The sequence below is a fragment of the Acidovorax sp. 59 genome, from assembly GCF_002754175.1.
Taxonomy (GTDB): Bacteria; Pseudomonadota; Gammaproteobacteria; order Burkholderiales; family Burkholderiaceae_C; genus Acidovorax; species Acidovorax delafieldii.
The window spans coordinates 2,119,861-2,136,337 of record NZ_PEET01000001.1 but is presented as its reverse complement, the minus strand read 5'-3'; the positions used below and the strand labels follow the sequence as shown (position 1 = coordinate 2,136,337).

Annotated in this window: 15 protein-coding genes; 13 read left to right on the top strand and 2 right to left on the bottom strand. The window is 66.7% G+C overall.

Translation table 11 applies throughout. From position 1 onward, the window contains the following. Positions 1–2: 2 nt before the first annotated feature. Together CLU87_RS09620 and CLU87_RS09615 are read right to left on the bottom strand one after the other, a co-directional pair. Positions 3–1,172: an efflux RND transporter periplasmic adaptor subunit gene (locus tag CLU87_RS09620; protein ID WP_099730300.1), complete on the bottom strand. Its 1,170-nt coding sequence runs from the start codon at positions 1,170–1,172 to the stop codon at positions 3–5. Positions 1,173–1,174: 2 nt separating this feature from the next. Beyond that, positions 1,175–1,921 (bottom strand): TetR/AcrR family transcriptional regulator, encoded by a 747-nt coding sequence (locus CLU87_RS09615; protein WP_099730299.1) that lies wholly within the window; start codon positions 1,919–1,921, stop codon positions 1,175–1,177. Positions 1,922–2,162: 241 nt separating this feature from the next. Here CLU87_RS09615 and CLU87_RS09610 point away from each other — a divergent pair, with 241 nt between their 5' ends. From CLU87_RS09610 to CLU87_RS09550, 13 genes are all read left to right on the top strand, one after another. After that, entirely contained in the window at positions 2,163–2,975 is an 813-nt protein-coding gene (locus CLU87_RS09610; protein WP_199170813.1) for a GntR family transcriptional regulator, read from the top strand. Positions 2,976–3,022: 47 nt separating this feature from the next. Further along, positions 3,023–4,225: an ABC transporter substrate-binding protein gene (locus CLU87_RS09605; protein ID WP_099730298.1), complete on the top strand. Its 1,203-nt coding sequence runs from the start codon at positions 3,023–3,025 to the stop codon at positions 4,223–4,225. Between the two features lie 96 nt (positions 4,226–4,321). Further along, a complete protein-coding gene (locus CLU87_RS09600) occupies positions 4,322–5,194 on the top strand; it encodes a branched-chain amino acid ABC transporter permease (protein ID WP_056062878.1) in 873 nt (290 codons plus the stop codon). Beyond that, positions 5,191–6,162, top strand: coding sequence for a branched-chain amino acid ABC transporter permease (locus CLU87_RS09595; RefSeq protein ID WP_099730297.1), 972 nt, complete (start codon positions 5,191–5,193; stop codon positions 6,160–6,162). Before CLU87_RS09600 ends, CLU87_RS09595 begins: the two co-directional genes overlap by 4 nt. Further along, positions 6,152–6,913: an ABC transporter ATP-binding protein gene (locus CLU87_RS09590; protein WP_056744787.1), complete on the top strand. Its 762-nt coding sequence runs from the start codon at positions 6,152–6,154 to the stop codon at positions 6,911–6,913. The genes CLU87_RS09595 and CLU87_RS09590 overlap by 11 nt, the downstream gene beginning before the upstream one ends. After that, the gene (locus CLU87_RS09585) at positions 6,910–7,647 is read left to right on the top strand and encodes an ABC transporter ATP-binding protein (protein ID WP_056744789.1); all 738 of its coding nucleotides are present in this window, start codon (positions 6,910–6,912) and stop codon (positions 7,645–7,647) included. The genes CLU87_RS09590 and CLU87_RS09585 overlap by 4 nt, the downstream gene beginning before the upstream one ends. Before the next feature lie 132 nt (positions 7,648–7,779). Beyond that, a complete protein-coding gene (locus CLU87_RS09580) occupies positions 7,780–8,694 on the top strand; it encodes a tripartite tricarboxylate transporter substrate binding protein (protein ID WP_099732111.1) in 915 nt (304 codons plus the stop codon). Beyond that, complete coding sequence (locus CLU87_RS09575; RefSeq protein ID WP_099730296.1) at positions 8,691–9,980, top strand: 3-isopropylmalate dehydratase large subunit; 1,290 nt, start codon at positions 8,691–8,693, stop codon at positions 9,978–9,980. Before CLU87_RS09580 ends, CLU87_RS09575 begins: the two co-directional genes overlap by 4 nt. Before the next feature lie 139 nt (positions 9,981–10,119). Then, complete coding sequence (locus CLU87_RS09570) at positions 10,120–10,638, top strand: 3-isopropylmalate dehydratase (protein WP_099730295.1); 519 nt, start codon at positions 10,120–10,122, stop codon at positions 10,636–10,638. Continuing rightward, on the top strand, positions 10,631–12,340 hold the full coding sequence (locus tag CLU87_RS09565; protein ID WP_199170812.1) for a hydantoinase B/oxoprolinase family protein: 1,710 nt from the start codon (positions 10,631–10,633) through the stop codon (positions 12,338–12,340). The genes CLU87_RS09570 and CLU87_RS09565 overlap by 8 nt, the downstream gene beginning before the upstream one ends. Continuing rightward, positions 12,337–14,421 (top strand): hydantoinase/oxoprolinase family protein, encoded by a 2,085-nt coding sequence (locus tag CLU87_RS09560; RefSeq protein WP_099730294.1) that lies wholly within the window; start codon positions 12,337–12,339, stop codon positions 14,419–14,421. Before CLU87_RS09565 ends, CLU87_RS09560 begins: the two co-directional genes overlap by 4 nt. Next, positions 14,418–15,053, top strand: coding sequence for a cysteine hydrolase family protein (locus CLU87_RS09555; RefSeq protein WP_099730293.1), 636 nt, complete (start codon positions 14,418–14,420; stop codon positions 15,051–15,053). The genes CLU87_RS09560 and CLU87_RS09555 overlap by 4 nt, the downstream gene beginning before the upstream one ends. An 8-nt stretch (positions 15,054–15,061) precedes the next feature. Then, entirely contained in the window at positions 15,062–16,474 is a 1,413-nt protein-coding gene (locus tag CLU87_RS09550) for an FAD-dependent oxidoreductase (protein WP_099730292.1), read from the top strand. Positions 16,475–16,477 lie beyond the last annotated feature (3 nt).

Genomic DNA, 16,477 nt, shown 5'->3' with positions numbered 1-16,477 from the left:
GGTCAGGGCGCAGTGCGCGAGGCGGGAGCGGCTTGTGGCGCAGCAGTTGCCGCCGCCACGGGCGTGCCCTCGCGCAGCGAACCCATGCGGCCCGCAATGACTGTCGTGCCCACGGGTACGCCGTCCACCGCGACCAGGGTCTGCCCATTGACCACGGCGCGCGCTCCCGTCTGTACCGGCGCATAGGCCACGCGGCCCTCCTTGATCGCCTGGAGGTAGGGTGCCGGTTTGTCGGTGCGCACGGCATCCAATGGAACGGTCAGTACCTGCGCACTGCCCGTGGCCAGAAGGCCTTGCACAAACAGGCCCTGGCGCAGGCTGGCGTTGTGGGGTGCCTGGTCCACCCGCAAATAGACTGGCACGGTGCGGCTGCCCGCCTGGGCGCTGGGGTTGATGCGCACGACGGTGGCTTGTACCGGCGCCGAGGCGCCTTCGACCGTGAGCTGGGCCTTCTGACCCACACGCACGCCGACGGAGTCAGACGGGGTGAGCAGGGCTTCGAGTTCCAGGCGGGAGAGGTCCACCACTTCGATGATGCGGGCGTCGATGGGCACCCGCTCTCCCGGCTGGGCCAGCCGCTGCGCCACCAGGCCGCTGATGGGGCTTTTGAGGACGGTGTCTTCCAGCGCCTTGCGGGCGACATCGGCGGCCGATACGGCGGCCTGGTAGCTGGATTGGGCCGCTTCCAGGCTGGCCTGCGAGGTGACCAGCGCCGTGGCAGAGATAAAGCCCTGGTCTACCAGTGCACGGTTGTTGTTGTACTGCCGCTGGTTGATGTCCACCTGCGATTTGGCTGCATCGGCCTGTTGCTGGGCCTGGCGCAGGCGTGCACGGGCTTCGGTCGGGTCGATGCGGGCCACTTCCTGTCCCGCCTTGACGCTGTCGCCCTCGCGCAAAGTCAGGCCCTGCAGCTCGCCGGCCACGCGTGCCTTGACCATGGCCGAGTCCACGGCACGCAACGAGCCTGATACCGGTACCCCCAGCGATAGTTGGGACGATTGCACGCTGATCACTTCGTCGGCCGCCAGCTGCAGCGGTGCCTCGGCCCGTTGTGTGGACGCCTCGGCCAAAGCCTTCTGCTGCGCCTGCCGCGCCGCCATGGCACGCCAGACACCGCCACCGAGCAGCACGACAACGACGGCCGCAGCCATCCAGGGAATCCAGCGTTTCATGGTCAGGGTGTGCGCGAGCGCGAGAAAGAAGGGGGAGGGGACGGCTTGTCAGACGGCAATGTGCCTGCTGCGCCGGAAGCTGCAGGCGCCTCCGGGCGCACACACAGGCCGTGCAGGATGTTGTCGATCTGCGTCTCGATGTATTGCTCAGGCGTCAGCTCCTGAGCATCAGGCACGCAGGCGCCCACTGAGTGCTTCCACATCATGAGGAAGATCATGGGGGCCAGCACCAGGTACACGGCGTAGTCGAGGTTCACGGGGCGGAATTCGCCCCGCGCAATGCCACGCTCCAGGATGCGGCGAATCAGCGCCTGGCCGGGCAAGATGACTTCGTGCTGGTAGAACTGCGCAATCTCGGGGAAGTTCTGTGCCTCGCTGAGCATGAGCTTGGTAATGCCTGAGGCCTTGGTGCACCCGATGCGTTCCCACCAGACCTGGTAGCAATAGCGCAGGACCTCGCTGGTGGTTCCCACAAAGGTCTCCAGCTCGCTGTTCCACTCGGCAAAGCGGCCGGCGATGTTTTCGCGCACCACCGCCTTGAAGAGCTCTTCCTTGCTGGGGAAGTACAGAAACAGCGTGCCCTTGGATACCCCTGCGCGCGCCGCCACCTCATCCACCCGTGTGGCGGCAAACCCCTTCTCGACAAACAGGTCGAGGGCAGCCTCCAGCAGCTCTCCCGGGCGGGCTTCCTTGCGGCGCTCGCGTTTGGTGCTGGTCGTGGCAGAGGAGGGTGGGGGGGGAGTGGTCAAACCGGCTATTTTTAATGACTGACTGGTTAGTAATGTAGCCAGTGCCTGTGGGCGCGTCAATGCGGCCTTGTCACATGCCGCCAAAAAGCGCGCCGTTTCGCATTGCTGCGGTGCACATCTCTCCTTGCTGGCACGGTGGTTGCGTGCGCTCGGTGCAGTGCACCGGTGCCGCAAATGTCTGCAGCGAGACAAATTTCGCTCCTAAATGTCTTATTGACAGGACATTAGAACTATTCCTAATATGACCTCCATGCCGTCCAACAATCTGCCGCTCCCCAAGTACCACCAGATCTATCTGGTGCTGCGCGAGCAGTTGCAAGAGGGGCGGTTTGCCGATGGTCTGCCGGGCGAACTGGCGCTGATGCGGCAGTTCGCGGTGGCGCGTGTCACGGTGCGCCGCGCGCTGGAGCTGCTGGAAGGCGAGGGCATGATCTCCCGCGAGCCCGGCCGGGGCACCCGCCCTGTGCCACCCGCCCCAGCCACCGCCAACGGCGCGGGCGGCGAGGGCGAGAGCAGCCGCGCGCATCTCACCGGCCTGCTGGAGAACCTGGTCAGCATGGGCCTGCGCACCTCGGTCAAGGTGCTGGATGTGGACACAGTCACAGCATCGCGTGCCGTGGCCGGTGCACTGAATATTGCAGTGGGCGACGCCGTGCAAAAGGCGGTCCGGGTGCGGAGCACCAAAGAGGGGCCGCTGTCGCACATCACCACCTATGTGCCCGCCGACATTGCCCGCCAGTTCGGACGGCGCGAGCTGGCGCGCAAGCCCATCCTGGTGCTGCTCGAAGAGTCGGGCGTCAAGGTGGGCCGCGCGCACCAGACCATCTCGGCCAAGCTGGCTGACGCTGTCGTGGCCCGCCACCTGGATGTGTCGGTGGGCTCAGCGCTGCTGGCTGTGCGCCGTCTCATCTACGACGACCAGGAGCGCCCTGTGCAGTGGCTGCACGGCCTCTACCGGCCGGACCGCTACGAATACGAAATGCAACTGTCCCGTGTGGGCAGCATCGACGCCAAGGTCTGGGTCAGCAAAGAGCTGTCGGCCCAGTTCCACTGAATCCGTTCCCCCAACCTCAATCCGACCCACCTGCCAGGAGAATGCCCATGAGTACTCGCCGCCATTTCATGTCCCAGTCGGCTGCCGCCGCGTCGGCGCTGGCCTTCCCACTGGTGGGCGGGGCGCAGGCCAAGTCCGTCAAGGTGGGGGTGCTGCACCCGGTGACCGGCGCACTGGCCTATTCGGGCCAGCAATGCCGCGAAGGCGCGATGATGGCCATTGAAGACATCAACAAGGCTGGTGGCATCAAGGCTCTGGGCGGCGCCAAGCTCGAAGCCCTGCTGGGCGATGCGCAGTCACAGCCTCAGGCCGGTGCCGCCGAGGTAGAGAAGATGAATGAAGCGGGCGTGTCCGCCGTGGTGGGGGCGTTTGCCTCGGCCATCTGCCTGGCCACTACGCAGGCCGCCGCCAAGTACAACCTGCCGCACATCGTGGATGTGGGCGTGGCCGACCAGATTGTGGAGCGCGGCCTCAAGAACACCTTCCGCTTTGGCCCCGGCTACAAGAAGTGCGCCGAGACCGCCGTGGCCAACCTGCATGTGCTGAACACGGCGGCAGGCAAGCCCGCCAAAACAGTGATGATCATCCATGAAGAATCGCTGTTTGGCACCGGCACTGCGCAGCTGCTGGCGCGGGAGCTGCCCGGCTACGGCTACGAAGTCAAGGAAGTCGTCAAGCACGCCAACCCCACGCGCGACTTCAACAACATCGTGCTGCGCATGAAGGCGATCAACCCCGACATCGTCATACCCGCCAACTATTACAACGAATACGCATTGCTGGTGCGCACCATGCAGCAGCAAAAGGTCACGCCCAAGGCGATCTACTCGGTGCTGGGCGGCGCCGCGTCGAGCTACAAGTTCGTCAAGGAGTTTCCGGACGCTGCCAACGGCATCATCGACTGCAACCACTGGTTCAACCCCAAGGATAAGCGCGCGCAGGACCTGAAGAAGCGGGTCGAGGCCAAGGGCCTGTTCTTCAGCTACGAGCTGTTCATGACCTACACCTCGATGTGGCTGCTGGCCGATGCGCTGGAGCGCGCCAAGTCGATGGACCGTGCCGCCCTCATCGACGCACTGGAAAAGAGCACCTTTGCCGATCACATCATGCCGTACGGCCCGACCAAATTCGTCAATGGACAGAACCAGGGTGCCCAGCCGCTCATGACTCAGGTGCTGAACAAGGACATCAAGGTCATCATCCCGCGTGACTACCGCGAAGCGGACCCGCTCTTCCCGCTGAAGGCCTGACACCCACCACTTTTCGGCCCTGAATGCAGGGGTTGCGGAGCGCTCCCACGGGGAGCGACAGGCCGCGCCTTTGCCTGAACGCCGGACTCCACACCCATGTTCGAGCTCAGCATCCTCTTTCCCTCCCTCCTGAACGGCCTGACGACGGGCGCGGTCTATGCCCTGATCGCGCTCGGGCTCACGCTGATCTACGGCGTGCTGCACATCATCAACTTCGCGCATGGCGCGTCGCTGATGCTGGCGCTGTATGCCGTGTACCTGCTCAAGCAGCACTTCGGGCTCGACCCCTACCTGGCGCTGCCCATCCTGGTGCCTGGCATGTTCGCCCTGGGCTATGGCCTGCAGCGCCTGGTGATCAACCGCGCCAGCCACGGCAAGGACGAGAACATCCTGCTGGTCACGCTGGGCATCTCCATCGTGATGGAGAACCTCGCTCTGCTGTTCTTCAAGTCCGACACGCGCACCATCGAAACGGCCTACACGCTGACCACCGTCGCTGTAGGCCCGGCCATGATTGCGCTTCCGAAGCTGGTGGCCTTCGCCGGGGCGCTGGTGGTGTCGGGCGTCTTGCTCTGGATCGTCGGCAAGACCGACCTGGGCCGCGCCATCCGTGCTGTGGCCAAGGAAAAGCATGGCGCCAAGCTCATGGGCATCAACGTGGACCACGTGTACGCGATGAGCTTTGGCATCGGCCTGGCTTGCCTGGGGGCGGCCGCGTGCTTTCTGCTGCCGGCTTACTACGTGAACCCGCAGGTCGGCAGCGGCTTTGTGCTGGTGGCTTTCACCATCGTGGTGCTGGGCGGCATGGGCAGCTTTAGTGGCGCGCTGGTGGGAGGGCTGCTGATTGGGGTGGTGGAGTCGCTGGGCGGCCTGTATCTGGGCGAATCGCTGGGGCAGATCGGCATCTTTGCCATCTTCATCGCGGTGTTGCTGTTCCGCCCGCAGGGCTTGTTTGGAGCCAAGGCATGAAGCAACTCTGGACCATTGGAGTGTTCGCGGCCATCGTGGCGGCCGTGACGGGCGTGTCGGACTCCGGCGTGCTGCTCAACTTCGTGATGATGGCGCTCTACGCTGCCTTGCTGGCCCAGGCCTGGAACATTCTGGGCGGCTTTGGCGGGCAGTTCTCGTTTGGCCATGCACTGTTCTTTGGCACGGGCGCCTACATACAGGCTATTGCGCAGATGCAAGGCGGCATCAACCCCTGGGTGGCCTTGCCCATGGCCGTGGCGGGCAGTGCGCTGGTGGGGTTGTTCGTGGGCGGGCTGTCGTTCCGCTACGGGCTCAAGGGTTCGTACTTTGCGCTGGTCACGCTGGCCTTTGCCGAGGTGTTCCGCATCCTGGCGCTGTCGGTGCCGTTCACCGGGGCGGGTGTGGGCCTGATGCTGCCGCTCAAGGAGTCGCTGGGCAACATGCAGTTCGGCTCGCGCAAGGGCTATGTATTTCTGATCCTCGCGCTGGTCACGCTGGCGCTGCTGGTGAGCTGCTGGCTCAAGAACTCGCGCTTTGGAGCCTGGCTGCAGGCCGTGCGCGACAACGAAGACGCGGCGCGCGCCATTGGCGTGAATCCTTTCAACGTGAAGATGGGCGCGATTGCACTGTCGGGCGGTTTCATGGGCGCTGCCGGTGCGTTTTATGTGCAGGTGTTCCAGTACATCGACCCGGGCATTGCCTACGGCTCCGTCACATCGGTAGAGGCCCTGGTGGCCGCCATCGTGGGCGGCATCGGCACCGTTTGGGGGCCCGTGCTGGGCGCCCTGGTGCTGCACATCCTGGCCGACATCACGCGCAACCTGTTCGGGCAGCTGCCGGGCATCAACATGGTGATCTACGGCGTGGTGCTGGTGCTCATCGTGATGTTCCTGCCGCGTGGTATCGCAGGCATTGGGCAGTCGGTGGTGGCGGTGTGGAAACGTTCGGGAGGCCGCCATGGCCAATGACCTGTTGCAGCTCAGTGGCCTGAGCAAATCCTTCGGCGGCCTGAAAGCCGTGCAAAACGTGAGCCTGGCGGTGCCAGAAGGTTCGTTAACGGCGCTGATTGGCCCCAATGGCGCAGGCAAGACCACGCTGTTTGCCCTGATGTCGGGCTTTGTACGGCCCGACGCAGGCACGGTGCGCTTCGCAGGCCAGGACATCACCGCCCAGGCGCCCCATCTCAATGCCCGGCTGGGCATGACGCGCACCTTCCAGATCGTGCAGCCGTTTGCGGCACAAACCGTGCGTGAAAACATTGCCGTGGGCGCTCACCTGAAGGAGCCCAACCGCCGCGCGGCGCTGGCGCTGGCCAGCGACGTAGCGGCCCGCGTGGGCCTTTCGCCCCAGCTGGACAAGCCTGCAGCCGACCTCACAGTGGCGGGCCGCAAGCGGCTGGAGCTGGCGCGCGCGCTGGCGACACAACCGCGCCTGCTGCTGCTCGATGAAGTGCTGGCGGGCCTCAACCCCCAGGAGATTGCCGAGATGATTCCCGTGGTGCGCGGCATTGCCGATGGTGGCGTGACCGTGTTGATGATCGAGCACGTGATGCAGGCCGTGATGAACCTGGCCGAGCATGTGTGGGTGCTGGCGCAGGGCCAGTTGATTGCCGAGGGCAGCCCGGGCGTGGTGACGTCCGACGAGCGCGTGATCGAGGCCTACCTGGGCCACGGCACGGCGGCGCGCCTGCGTGCCGCTGCAGCGAAGGAGGCCGCATGAGCAGCGCCGTCCCATCGTCCGCATCCAGCCCCTTGCTCAGCGTGGCGGGCTTGCGCGGCGGCTACGGCCGCGTCGAGGTCCTGCGGGGCGTGGACCTGCAGGTCCAGCCTGGCGAGACCGTGGCCCTGCTGGGCAGCAACGGCGCGGGCAAATCCACCTTCAACAACGTCGTGTGTGGCATTTACAAGGCCTGGGACGGTACTGTCGCTTTTGGCGGTGCGGACCTGAGCGGCGCGCACTACACCGAGGTCGTCAAGGCCGGGCTGATCCAGGTACCCGAAGGGCGCAAAATTTTCCCGAACCTCAGCGTGCTCGAAAACCTCGCGCTGGGCAGCTTCACCCGCGCACGGGAGCGCCGGGCCGACAACATCGACAAGGTGTTTGCCACCTTTCCACGCCTGAAGGAGCGCACCACCCAGCTCGCGGGCACCATGAGCGGCGGCGAGCAGCAGATGCTGGCCATTGGCCGGGGCCTGATGGCCGAACCCCGCCTGCTGATCCTGGACGAGCCCTCGCTGGGCCTGTCGCCCCTGCTGGTCGAGGAGATGTTCGGCCTGATTCGCCAGCTGCGTGCCACCGGGCTGGCGGTGTTACTGGTCGAGCAGAACGTGGGCCAGTCGCTGGAGATTGCGGACCGTGCCTACGTGATGGAAAACGGCAGCATCCGCTTTTCCGGCGCGCCCGACGAACTGCTGCGCAGCGACGACCTGCGTCGCGCCTATCTGGGCCTTTGAATCCCATGCTCCTCGCCCATGCCATCCCGTTTGACCAAGGCAGGGTGATGCCTGCGCTGTGACCGTAGAAGGAGACACCACACCATGATCCAACGCCGCAGAATCCTCCAAGCTTTTGCCCCTGTGCCGGCCATGCTGATGGGTGTGCGGGCCTTTGCCCAGTCCACACCCATCCGCATCCTGGTCGGCGCCTCGGCCGGCGGCTCCACCGACACCCTGGCGCGCACCCTGTCCATCGAAATGGGCCGCCTGCTGGGCCGCACCGTGATTGTCGAGAACCGGCCCGGTGCGGGCGGCAACATCGCGGCCGATGCGGTGGCCAAAGCCGCACCCGATGGCAACACGCTGCTCATGAGCTTCACCAGCCATGCCATCAACGCCAGCCTCTACCCGTCGCTGCCGTTCGACCCTGTCAAGGACTTCACCCCGCTGACCTGTGTGGCCACCTCGCCCTCGGTGCTGGTGGCCCACCCCTCGCTGCCTGCCAAAGATGTGCGTGAGCTGATCGCACTGGCCAAGGCCAAGCCTGGCAAGCTCAACTTTGCGATTGGCGCGGTGGGTTCATCGCTGCATCTGGCGGGCGATGCCTTCAAGATGCAGTCGGGCGCCTACATCGTCAACATTCCGTACCGGGGCACTGCGCCCGCGTTGCAGGATGTGCTGGCCGGGCAGGTCGACCTGATGTTCGCCGCCGTCGGCAATGCACAGGCGCAGATCCGCGCGGGCAAGCTCAAGGCGTTGGGCGTGACCAGTGCCAAGCGCCTGCCCGCCTTTCCGGATGTGCCTGCGATTGCCGAGGTGCTGCCGGGCTACGAATCCAGCGCCTGGTTTGGCCTGTTTGGCCCGGGGCAGATGAACCCCGAGCTGGCCAAGCGCCTGAGCGATGCCGCACGCCAGGCCATTGCTACCCCCGACGTGAAAAAGCGCCTGGAGCTGGAGGGCGCCGTGCCCGTGGGCAACAGCCCGGACGAGTTTGCGCGTTTTGTGCAGGCCGAAATCCCGCGCTGGGCCAAGGTGGTGAAGTTTGCCGGAGCCAAACCCGAATGACCGCCACCCCTGATGTTGTGGCCAGCACCCTGGCCCAGAAGCTGGTGGCCCGCGCCAGCGGCCGCGCCAGCGTCACACCCGGTGAAATCGTGAACTGCCGGGTGGATCTGGCCATGTTCCACGACTCGTCCGGCCCCCGGCGCCTCAAGCCCATGCTCGACGAACTGGGCGCGCAGATCTGGGACAAATCGCGCGTGGTCCTTGTCATGGACCACTACCTGCCCGAGCGCGACGAAGAATCCCGCCGCATCGTGCGCATCGCCCGCGACTGGGCGCGCGAGCAGGCTTTGCCCCATGTGTATGACGGCCAGGGCATCTGCCATGTGGTGGTGCCCCAGCACGGCCACATCCGGCCCGGCATGTTCTGCGTGGGCGGCGACTCGCATTCGCCCACAGGCGGTGCCTTTGGTGCCTACATGTTTGGCATCGGCAGCACCGAAATGCTGGGCGTGGTGGTGACCGGCGAAATCTGGCTGCGCGTGCCCCACACCTTGCAGATGCATTGGAGCGGACAGCTGGCCCCCGGTGTGACCGCCAAGGACATGATGCTGCACATGATTGGCCGCTTTGGCATGAACGGCGGCCAGTACCAGGCCGTGGAGTTTGCCGGCCCCGCCGTGCAGGCGCTGGGCATGCAGGAGCGCATGACGCTCTCGAACATGAGCGCCGAGCTGGGCGCCCAGGCCGGTCTGATTGCCCCCGACGCCACCACACGCGAGTGGTTGCGGGCGGCGGGCGTGCCCGACGCAGACCTTCAGGGGCTGGATGCCTGGCGCACGGATGAAGGCGCAGCCCTCACGCGCCACACCTTCGACGCCACCACGCTCACGCCGCAGGTCGCCGCGCCCCACAGCCCGGCCAACGCCGCCCCCGTGGCGCAGCACGCAGGGCAGGGCATCGACGTGGCCTACATCGGCGCCTGCACGGGCGCCAAGCTGGACGACCTGCGCGCTGCCGCCTCGGTGCTGCGTGGCAAACGTGTGGCCAGTGGAGTGCGCCTGATGGTGGCCCCTGCCAGCCAGCAGGACCAGGCCGCTGCGCGCGAAGAGGGCGTTCTGCAGGTGCTGCAGGACGCGGGGGCCGAACTGTTCCCTACCACTTGCGGTGCCTGCGCAGGCTATGGCGACACGGTGGGCGATAACACCACCGTCATCTCCAGCACCGCCCGCAACTTCAAGGGCCGCATGGGCTCGGCCACCGCGCAGGTGTATCTGGCGTCGCCGTACACCGTGGCGGCATCGGCCGTGCGCGGTTGCATCACCGACCCCCGCGAGGTACTCGCATGAGCATGATTCACCCCCTGAGTCGCTTCGCGCCTTCCCCCTCTCTCGCTGCGCGGGAGGGGGACGCCACCGGTGGCCTGGCAAAGCCAGTTCCACGGTGGCACCGGTCTGGGCCTTGCCGGTTTCATACACCGCGCGTTGGATGAACGACATGACGAATATTCACAGGGTATGGCGCCTTGGCGCTGACATCGACACGGATGTACTCGCCCCCGGCCATGCCATGAAGCACGGCCTGGACGTGCTGGCGCGCCACTGCCTCGAATCGGTGCGGCCCGACTTCGTGGGCGGCGTGCGCAAGGGCGACGTGATCGTGGCCGGGCCCAACTTCGGTATTGGCTCCTCGCGCGAGCAGGCGGCCGCCGTGCTGGTGCGGCTGGGCATCGTCGCGGTCATCGCGCCGTCGTTCAGCGGTCTCTACTTTCGCAACGCCTTCAACCTGGGCCTGCTGCTGCTGACCTGCGCCGAGGCCGGTGCACTGGGTGCGCTGGGTGACGGCGATGCCGTCACGCTCGACTGGCAGGCGCCCGCCGTCATCACCCCCCAGGGCCGTGCGCTGGCCTGCGGCCCGATTCCCCCGTTTCTCATGGACATGGTGCGCGCTGGCGGTCTGCTGAACCAGCTGCGCACCCGCTTTGGCAAGGAGGCCGTCAATGGCTGAACACAACAACACCACCACCGCACCGCCCGCTATGGACCCCGTCACCCTGGCCGTCTTGCGCGGCCGCCTGGAGCAGATCGCCGACGAGATGGACGCCACGCTGTACCGCAGCGCGTTCAACCCCATCATTGCCGAGGCGCACGATGCCTGCCACGGCCTGTACGACGCCGTCAGTGGCGACACGCTGGTGCAGGGCAAATCGGGCCTGCCCGTGTTTGTGGGGGCGATGGCTTTCGCCGTGCGCGCTGCCATGCGGGCAGCGGGCGAGCGAGGTGGCATCACGGCGGGCGATACCTGGCTGTTCAACGACCCCTACGAGGGTGGCACGCACGCCAACGACTTCAAGCTGGTGCGGCCCTTCTTTCGCGGTGGCAAGCTGTACTGCTTTCTGGCATCGGCCGCGCACTGGCACGATGTGGGCGGCAACGTGCCCGGCAACTACAACCCGGCCGCCACCGAATGCTGGCAGGAGGCCGTGCAGATCCCGCCCGTGCGCATCGTGCGCGGCGGCGTATTCGACGACGACGTGCTCGCCATCCTCAAGGCCAACACCCGCCTGCCCGACAGCCTGTGGGGCGACCTGAACGGTCAGCTGGCCGCGCTGGACCTGGGCGAACGCCGCCTGCACGACCTGCTGGACCAATACGGTGACGCCCTGGTGCAGCAGGCCATGGGCGAGCTGCGCACGCGCGCCGTCAAGCTCATGCAATCGCACATCGCGGCGCTGCCCGACGGGCGCTATAGCTTCAGCGACATCCTGGACAACGACGGCGTGAAGGACGAACCGCTGACCATTGCGCTCGACATGACGGTGCAGGGCGAGCGCCTCACGCTCGACTTTTCGCGCACCTCGCCGCAGTGCGCGGGGCCGGTCAATATCTCGCGTGCTACGGCGATTGCGGCGTGCTACGTGGCGCTCAAGCATCTCTTTCCCGATGTGCCGGCCAATGCCGGTGTGTTGGACGCGGTGGACTTTGTATTGCCCGAGGGGCTGGTTATCAGCGCCGCACGGCCACGCCCGGTGGGTGGCTACACCGAGACCATCCTGCGCATGATCGATGTGATCTTCAGCGCCACTGCGCAGGCCGACCCCAAGCGCGCCATGGCCCAGGCCTACGGCACCATAAACGCACTGTCCATCGCCGGGCTGCGCACCGACGCCGCGCGCAAGGGCCAGCGCTGGGTCATGTTCAGCTTTTTTGGCGGCGGCCACGGCGGGCACAGCGATGGCGATGGCCTGAGCCATGGCAATGCACCCATCTCCACCGCCACCATCCCGCCGCTCGAAATTCTGGAGGCTGCGTACCCCGTGCGCTTCACGCAATGGGCACTGCGCCCTGATTCGGGCGGTGATGGCGAGCACCGGGGCGGCCTGGGTGCGATCTATGAAATCGAGCTGCTGGAGCAGGACGCCGAGGTGTTCATCTTTGGCGAGCGCGGCAAGGCTGCCCCCCAAGGCATTTCGGGCGGTGGCGCTGGTTCCATGAACGTCTTCAGCTATGAAAACGATAGTGAATGGAAGCAGCCGCCCATGCGTTCCAAGATGATCGGCATCCGCTTGAAGCAAGGCGAGCGCGTGCGGCTGGAAACCCCCGGTGGAGGCGGCTACGGAGTACCGGCCGCACGGCCCGCAGCAGCGCGTGAAAAAGATCTGGCGATGGGCTATGTGAGCGCCCCCGCCGCAACGAAAGGCAAGGCATGAGCAGCGGCAAGGTTTCGGACAAGGCTTTGAGCGAGCCGTCCTATGTGGTGGGCGTGGACGTGGGCGGCACCTTCACCGACCTGTTCGTGCTCGATGAGCGCGACGGCAGCGCCCGCATCGTCAAGGTGCCCAGCACCCGGGGCGAGGAGGCGCGAGGTTTCATGAACGGCGTGGCGCGCGTGGCCGACTCGGCCGCGCAGATCGCCACCATCGTGCACGGCACCACCGTGGGCACCAATGCGCTGCTGGAGCGCAAAGTGGCGCGCACCGGCATCATCACCACCCGCGGCTTTCGGGATGTGCTGGAGATGCGCCGCCGCGACCGGCCGCAGACCTGGGGCCTGCGCGGCAGCTTCGAGCCCATCGTGCCGCGCAACCTGCGCCTGGAGGTGGACGAGCGTGTGTTGGCCGATGGCACGGTGCACACGCCCGTGGACATCGAACAGGTCAAGGCCCAGGCGCGCGCGCTGCTGGAGGCAGGCTGCGAGGCCGTCTGCGTGTTCTTCATCAACACCTACGCCAACCCCACCAACGAGCAGGCCGCCGTGGCCGCCGTGCGCAGCGTGTGGCCCAACCCACATGTGACGGCCGCCAGCGAGGTGCTGCCCGAAATCCGCGAGTTCGAGCGCTGCTCCACCGCCACGCTCAACGCTGCCCTCCAGCCCGTGGTGGGCAGCTACCTGGAGCGGCTGGAGGGCGACCTGCGCACGCAGGGCTTTGGCGGCGAGCTGCTCATCGTGCAAAGCAACGGCGGCGTGATGTCGCGCCAGACGGCTTGCGATGTGCCCGTGCGCACCGCGCTCTCGGGCCCGGCGGCGGGCGTGATTGCCTGCGCGGCGATTGCGCGTGCGGCAGGTTTCCCCGATGTGATCACGGGCGACATGGGCGGCACCTCGTTCGACGTGTCGCTGGTGGCCAAGGGCGAGGCGGCGTTGGCCGCACAGACGGCCATTGAATTTGGCATGGTGGTGCGCTCGCCCATGATCCAGATTGAGACCATTGGCGCGGGTGGTGGCTCGATTGCCTCGGTGGACGCCAGCGGCATGCTGCAGGTGGGCCCCGAGTCGGCCGGTAGCATCCCCGGCCCGGCCTGCTATGGCCGGGGCAACACCCGGCCCACGGTCACCGATGCCAACGTGCTGCTGGGCCGTATCGCCGCCGACCGGCCCCTGGGCGGTGGCCTGCTGGCCGCCATGGACGCGCAAAAGTCGCGCGACGCCATCGAGACCCATGTGGCCCGACCCCTGGGCCTGGATGTGATGGCAGCCGCCGAAGCCATCCTCACGGTGGCCAACGCCAAGATGGCGGGCGCTGTGCGCGTGGTGTCCATCGAGCGCGGGCACGACCCGCGCCAGTTTGCCTACATGCCCTTTGGCGGCGGCGGCGCACTGCATGTGTGCGCCATGATGCGCGAGGTGGGCGTGGGCACGGGCATCGTGCCGCGCTACCCCGGCGTCACCTCCGCCCTGGGCTGTGTGATGGCTGACATGCGCCACGACGCGGTGCAGACGCTGAACAAACCCCTGGTCGACCTGGACGTGGCCGACCTGCGCCAGCGCGTGGCCACACTCGCAGCCACCTGCCAGCAGCGCCTGGATTCAGCGGGCGTGAAGTTTGTGGAAGTGCAGGAAATCATTGCGCTCGACATGCTCTACGCCGGGCAGACCCACACCGTGCAGGTGCCAGTAGCAGCCGACGCGCTGAGCCACGATGGCATCCGTGCCGCGTTCGAAACCGCCTACCGCGCCGCTTTTGGCCGTGTGCTTGACGGCATTGCCGTGCGGGTGATGAACCTGCGCTACGCCCGCGTGGGCGTGCGCCCCAAGTTCGACCTGACGGTGCTGGCACCGCAGACCACTACCGTGAACCCGTCGCTGGGCGTGCAGCGTGTGTTCCACGCTGGCCGCTGGTGGGACGCCGTGCGCCACGCACGGCTGGACCTGCCCGTTGGCACCCGCGTCGACGGCCCGGCCATCCTGGAGCAGCCCGACACCACGGTGTGGCTGGAGCCTGGCTTCAGCGCCACGGTGGACCCGCTGGGCAATCTGCTGGTGCGGGCCGACGGGGAGGGCGCAGCATGAGCCACGGCGCACCTAACCTGAGCATCAACCCGCGCCACACGGCGCTGGTCATCATCGACCTGCAAAACGACTTTTTGGCCCCGGACGGTGCCTATGCACGCGGTGGCGCGGTGAGCTCTGCCGCCCAGGCCTTGCCGCCCCGGGTGGCAGCGGTGGCCAAGGCACTCAAGGCGGCGGGCGGCATGGTGGTGGGCAGCCAGTTCACCCTGTGGCCCGATGCGCAGGGCGAACCCATGGTGTCGCCCCACCTCAAGGCCTTGCGCCCATTTCTGCGGCGCGGCGACTTTGCGCCCGGCAGCACAGGCCAGGCCCATGTGCCCGAGATCGCACCGTGGGTGGACGTGTCGGTGTGCAAGGTGGCGTACTCGGCTTTCTTCAACACCCAGCTGGACTGGGTGCTGCGCCGCGCGGGCATCACCACCGTGGCGGTGTGTGGCATCGTCACGAACGGGGGCGTGGCCAGCACGGTGCGAGATGCGCACATGCGCGACTACCAGACCTTGGTGCTGTCCGACGGCTGCGCGGCTTTCCAGCAGGCAGTGCACGACACCTCGGTGGCCGACATGGCCAACGTGGCCCAGGTGCTGACCTGCGCCGACTTTGCTGCTGCGGTGGCCGCCCCTTCCGCATGAATGCGCCCATGAGCACCCCCCGCATCTGCCATGCCGAGCACTTGCCCGGCACCGTGGCGCAGGACGCACATGTGCCGGTGCTCATCGTGGGCGGTGGCGCCTGTGGCCTCACGGCCGCGCTGATGCTGCACGACGCCGGTGTGGACTGCGCGGTGCTGGAGCGCGATGCCACGCCTCTGGGCTCATCCGCTCTGTCATCCGGCTTCATCCCTGCGCCGGGCACGCAGGCCCAACGCGCGGCCGGCATTGACGACAGCCCCGAGCGTTTTGCCGCTGACATCAGCGCCAAGGCCAAGGGCAGGGCGGCGCCCCATTTGGTGCAGGCCTATGCCCAGGCCATCGGCCCGGCGCTCGATGCACTGCAAGTGCGCCATGGCCTGCAGTGGCAGGTGCTCGATGGATTTTTGTACCCCGGCCACAGCGTGCGCCGCATGCACGCCACGCCCGAGAAAACCGGCGTGGGCCTGATGGGCCGTCTGGCCAACGCGGTGACGGCGGTCGACATCCCGCTGATCACCGAAGCCACCGTGCGCGAGCTGTGGGTCAATGCCCAGCAGCGCGTGATCGGCGTGGGCTACGAGCGGCCTGATGGCACCCTGGAGCACCTGGCCTGCGACGCATTCATCCTGGCCTGCAACGGCTTTGGCGGCAACCCGGCCATGGTGCGCGAGCTGCTGCCCGAGATGCGCGACGCCCTGTTCGCCGGCCATACCGGCAACGATGGCAGTGCCATCGCCTGGGGCCAGGCGCTGGGCGCACGGCTGGCTGACCTGGGCGGCTACCAGGGCCACGGCTCCTGGGCCATTCCGCAGGGCGCGCTGATTTCGTGGGCGCTGATGATGGAAGGCGGTATCCAGGTCAATGCGCTGGGCGAGCGCTTTCACGACGAGACGCAGGGCTACTCCGAAGCCTCGGTGCATGTGCTGGCGCAGCCGGGCGGCGTGGCGTGGAATGTGTTCGATGCGCCCATCCTCGCATTGGCGCGCAGCTTTCCGGACTTTGTCGATGCCGAGGCAGCCGGTGCGGTAAAGCACTGTGACAGCGTGCAGGCGCTGGCGGCATTGATCGGCTGCGAAGAATCAAAATTGATAGCAACCCTGGCAAGTACCACTAGCGCTAGCGGCCAGAACGAAGACAACCGACGTGTGTTTGCCCGCCCATTGCAGGCGCCGTTCTGCGCGGTCAAGGTGACCGGCGCGCTGTTCCATACCCAGGGCGGGCTGGACATCGACGCCCAGTGCCGTGTGCTGGGGCAGACCGGCCAGCCATTTCCCAATCTTTTGGCCGCAGGCGGCGCGGCCCGCGGCGTGTCGGGCGATGCGGTGTGGGGTTATCTCTCCGGCAACGGCCTGCTCAGCGCCGTGGCCGGTGGCTACATCGCCGCGAACACGGCGGCCAGGCTGAACCGTCAGAAAGTGTGAAGA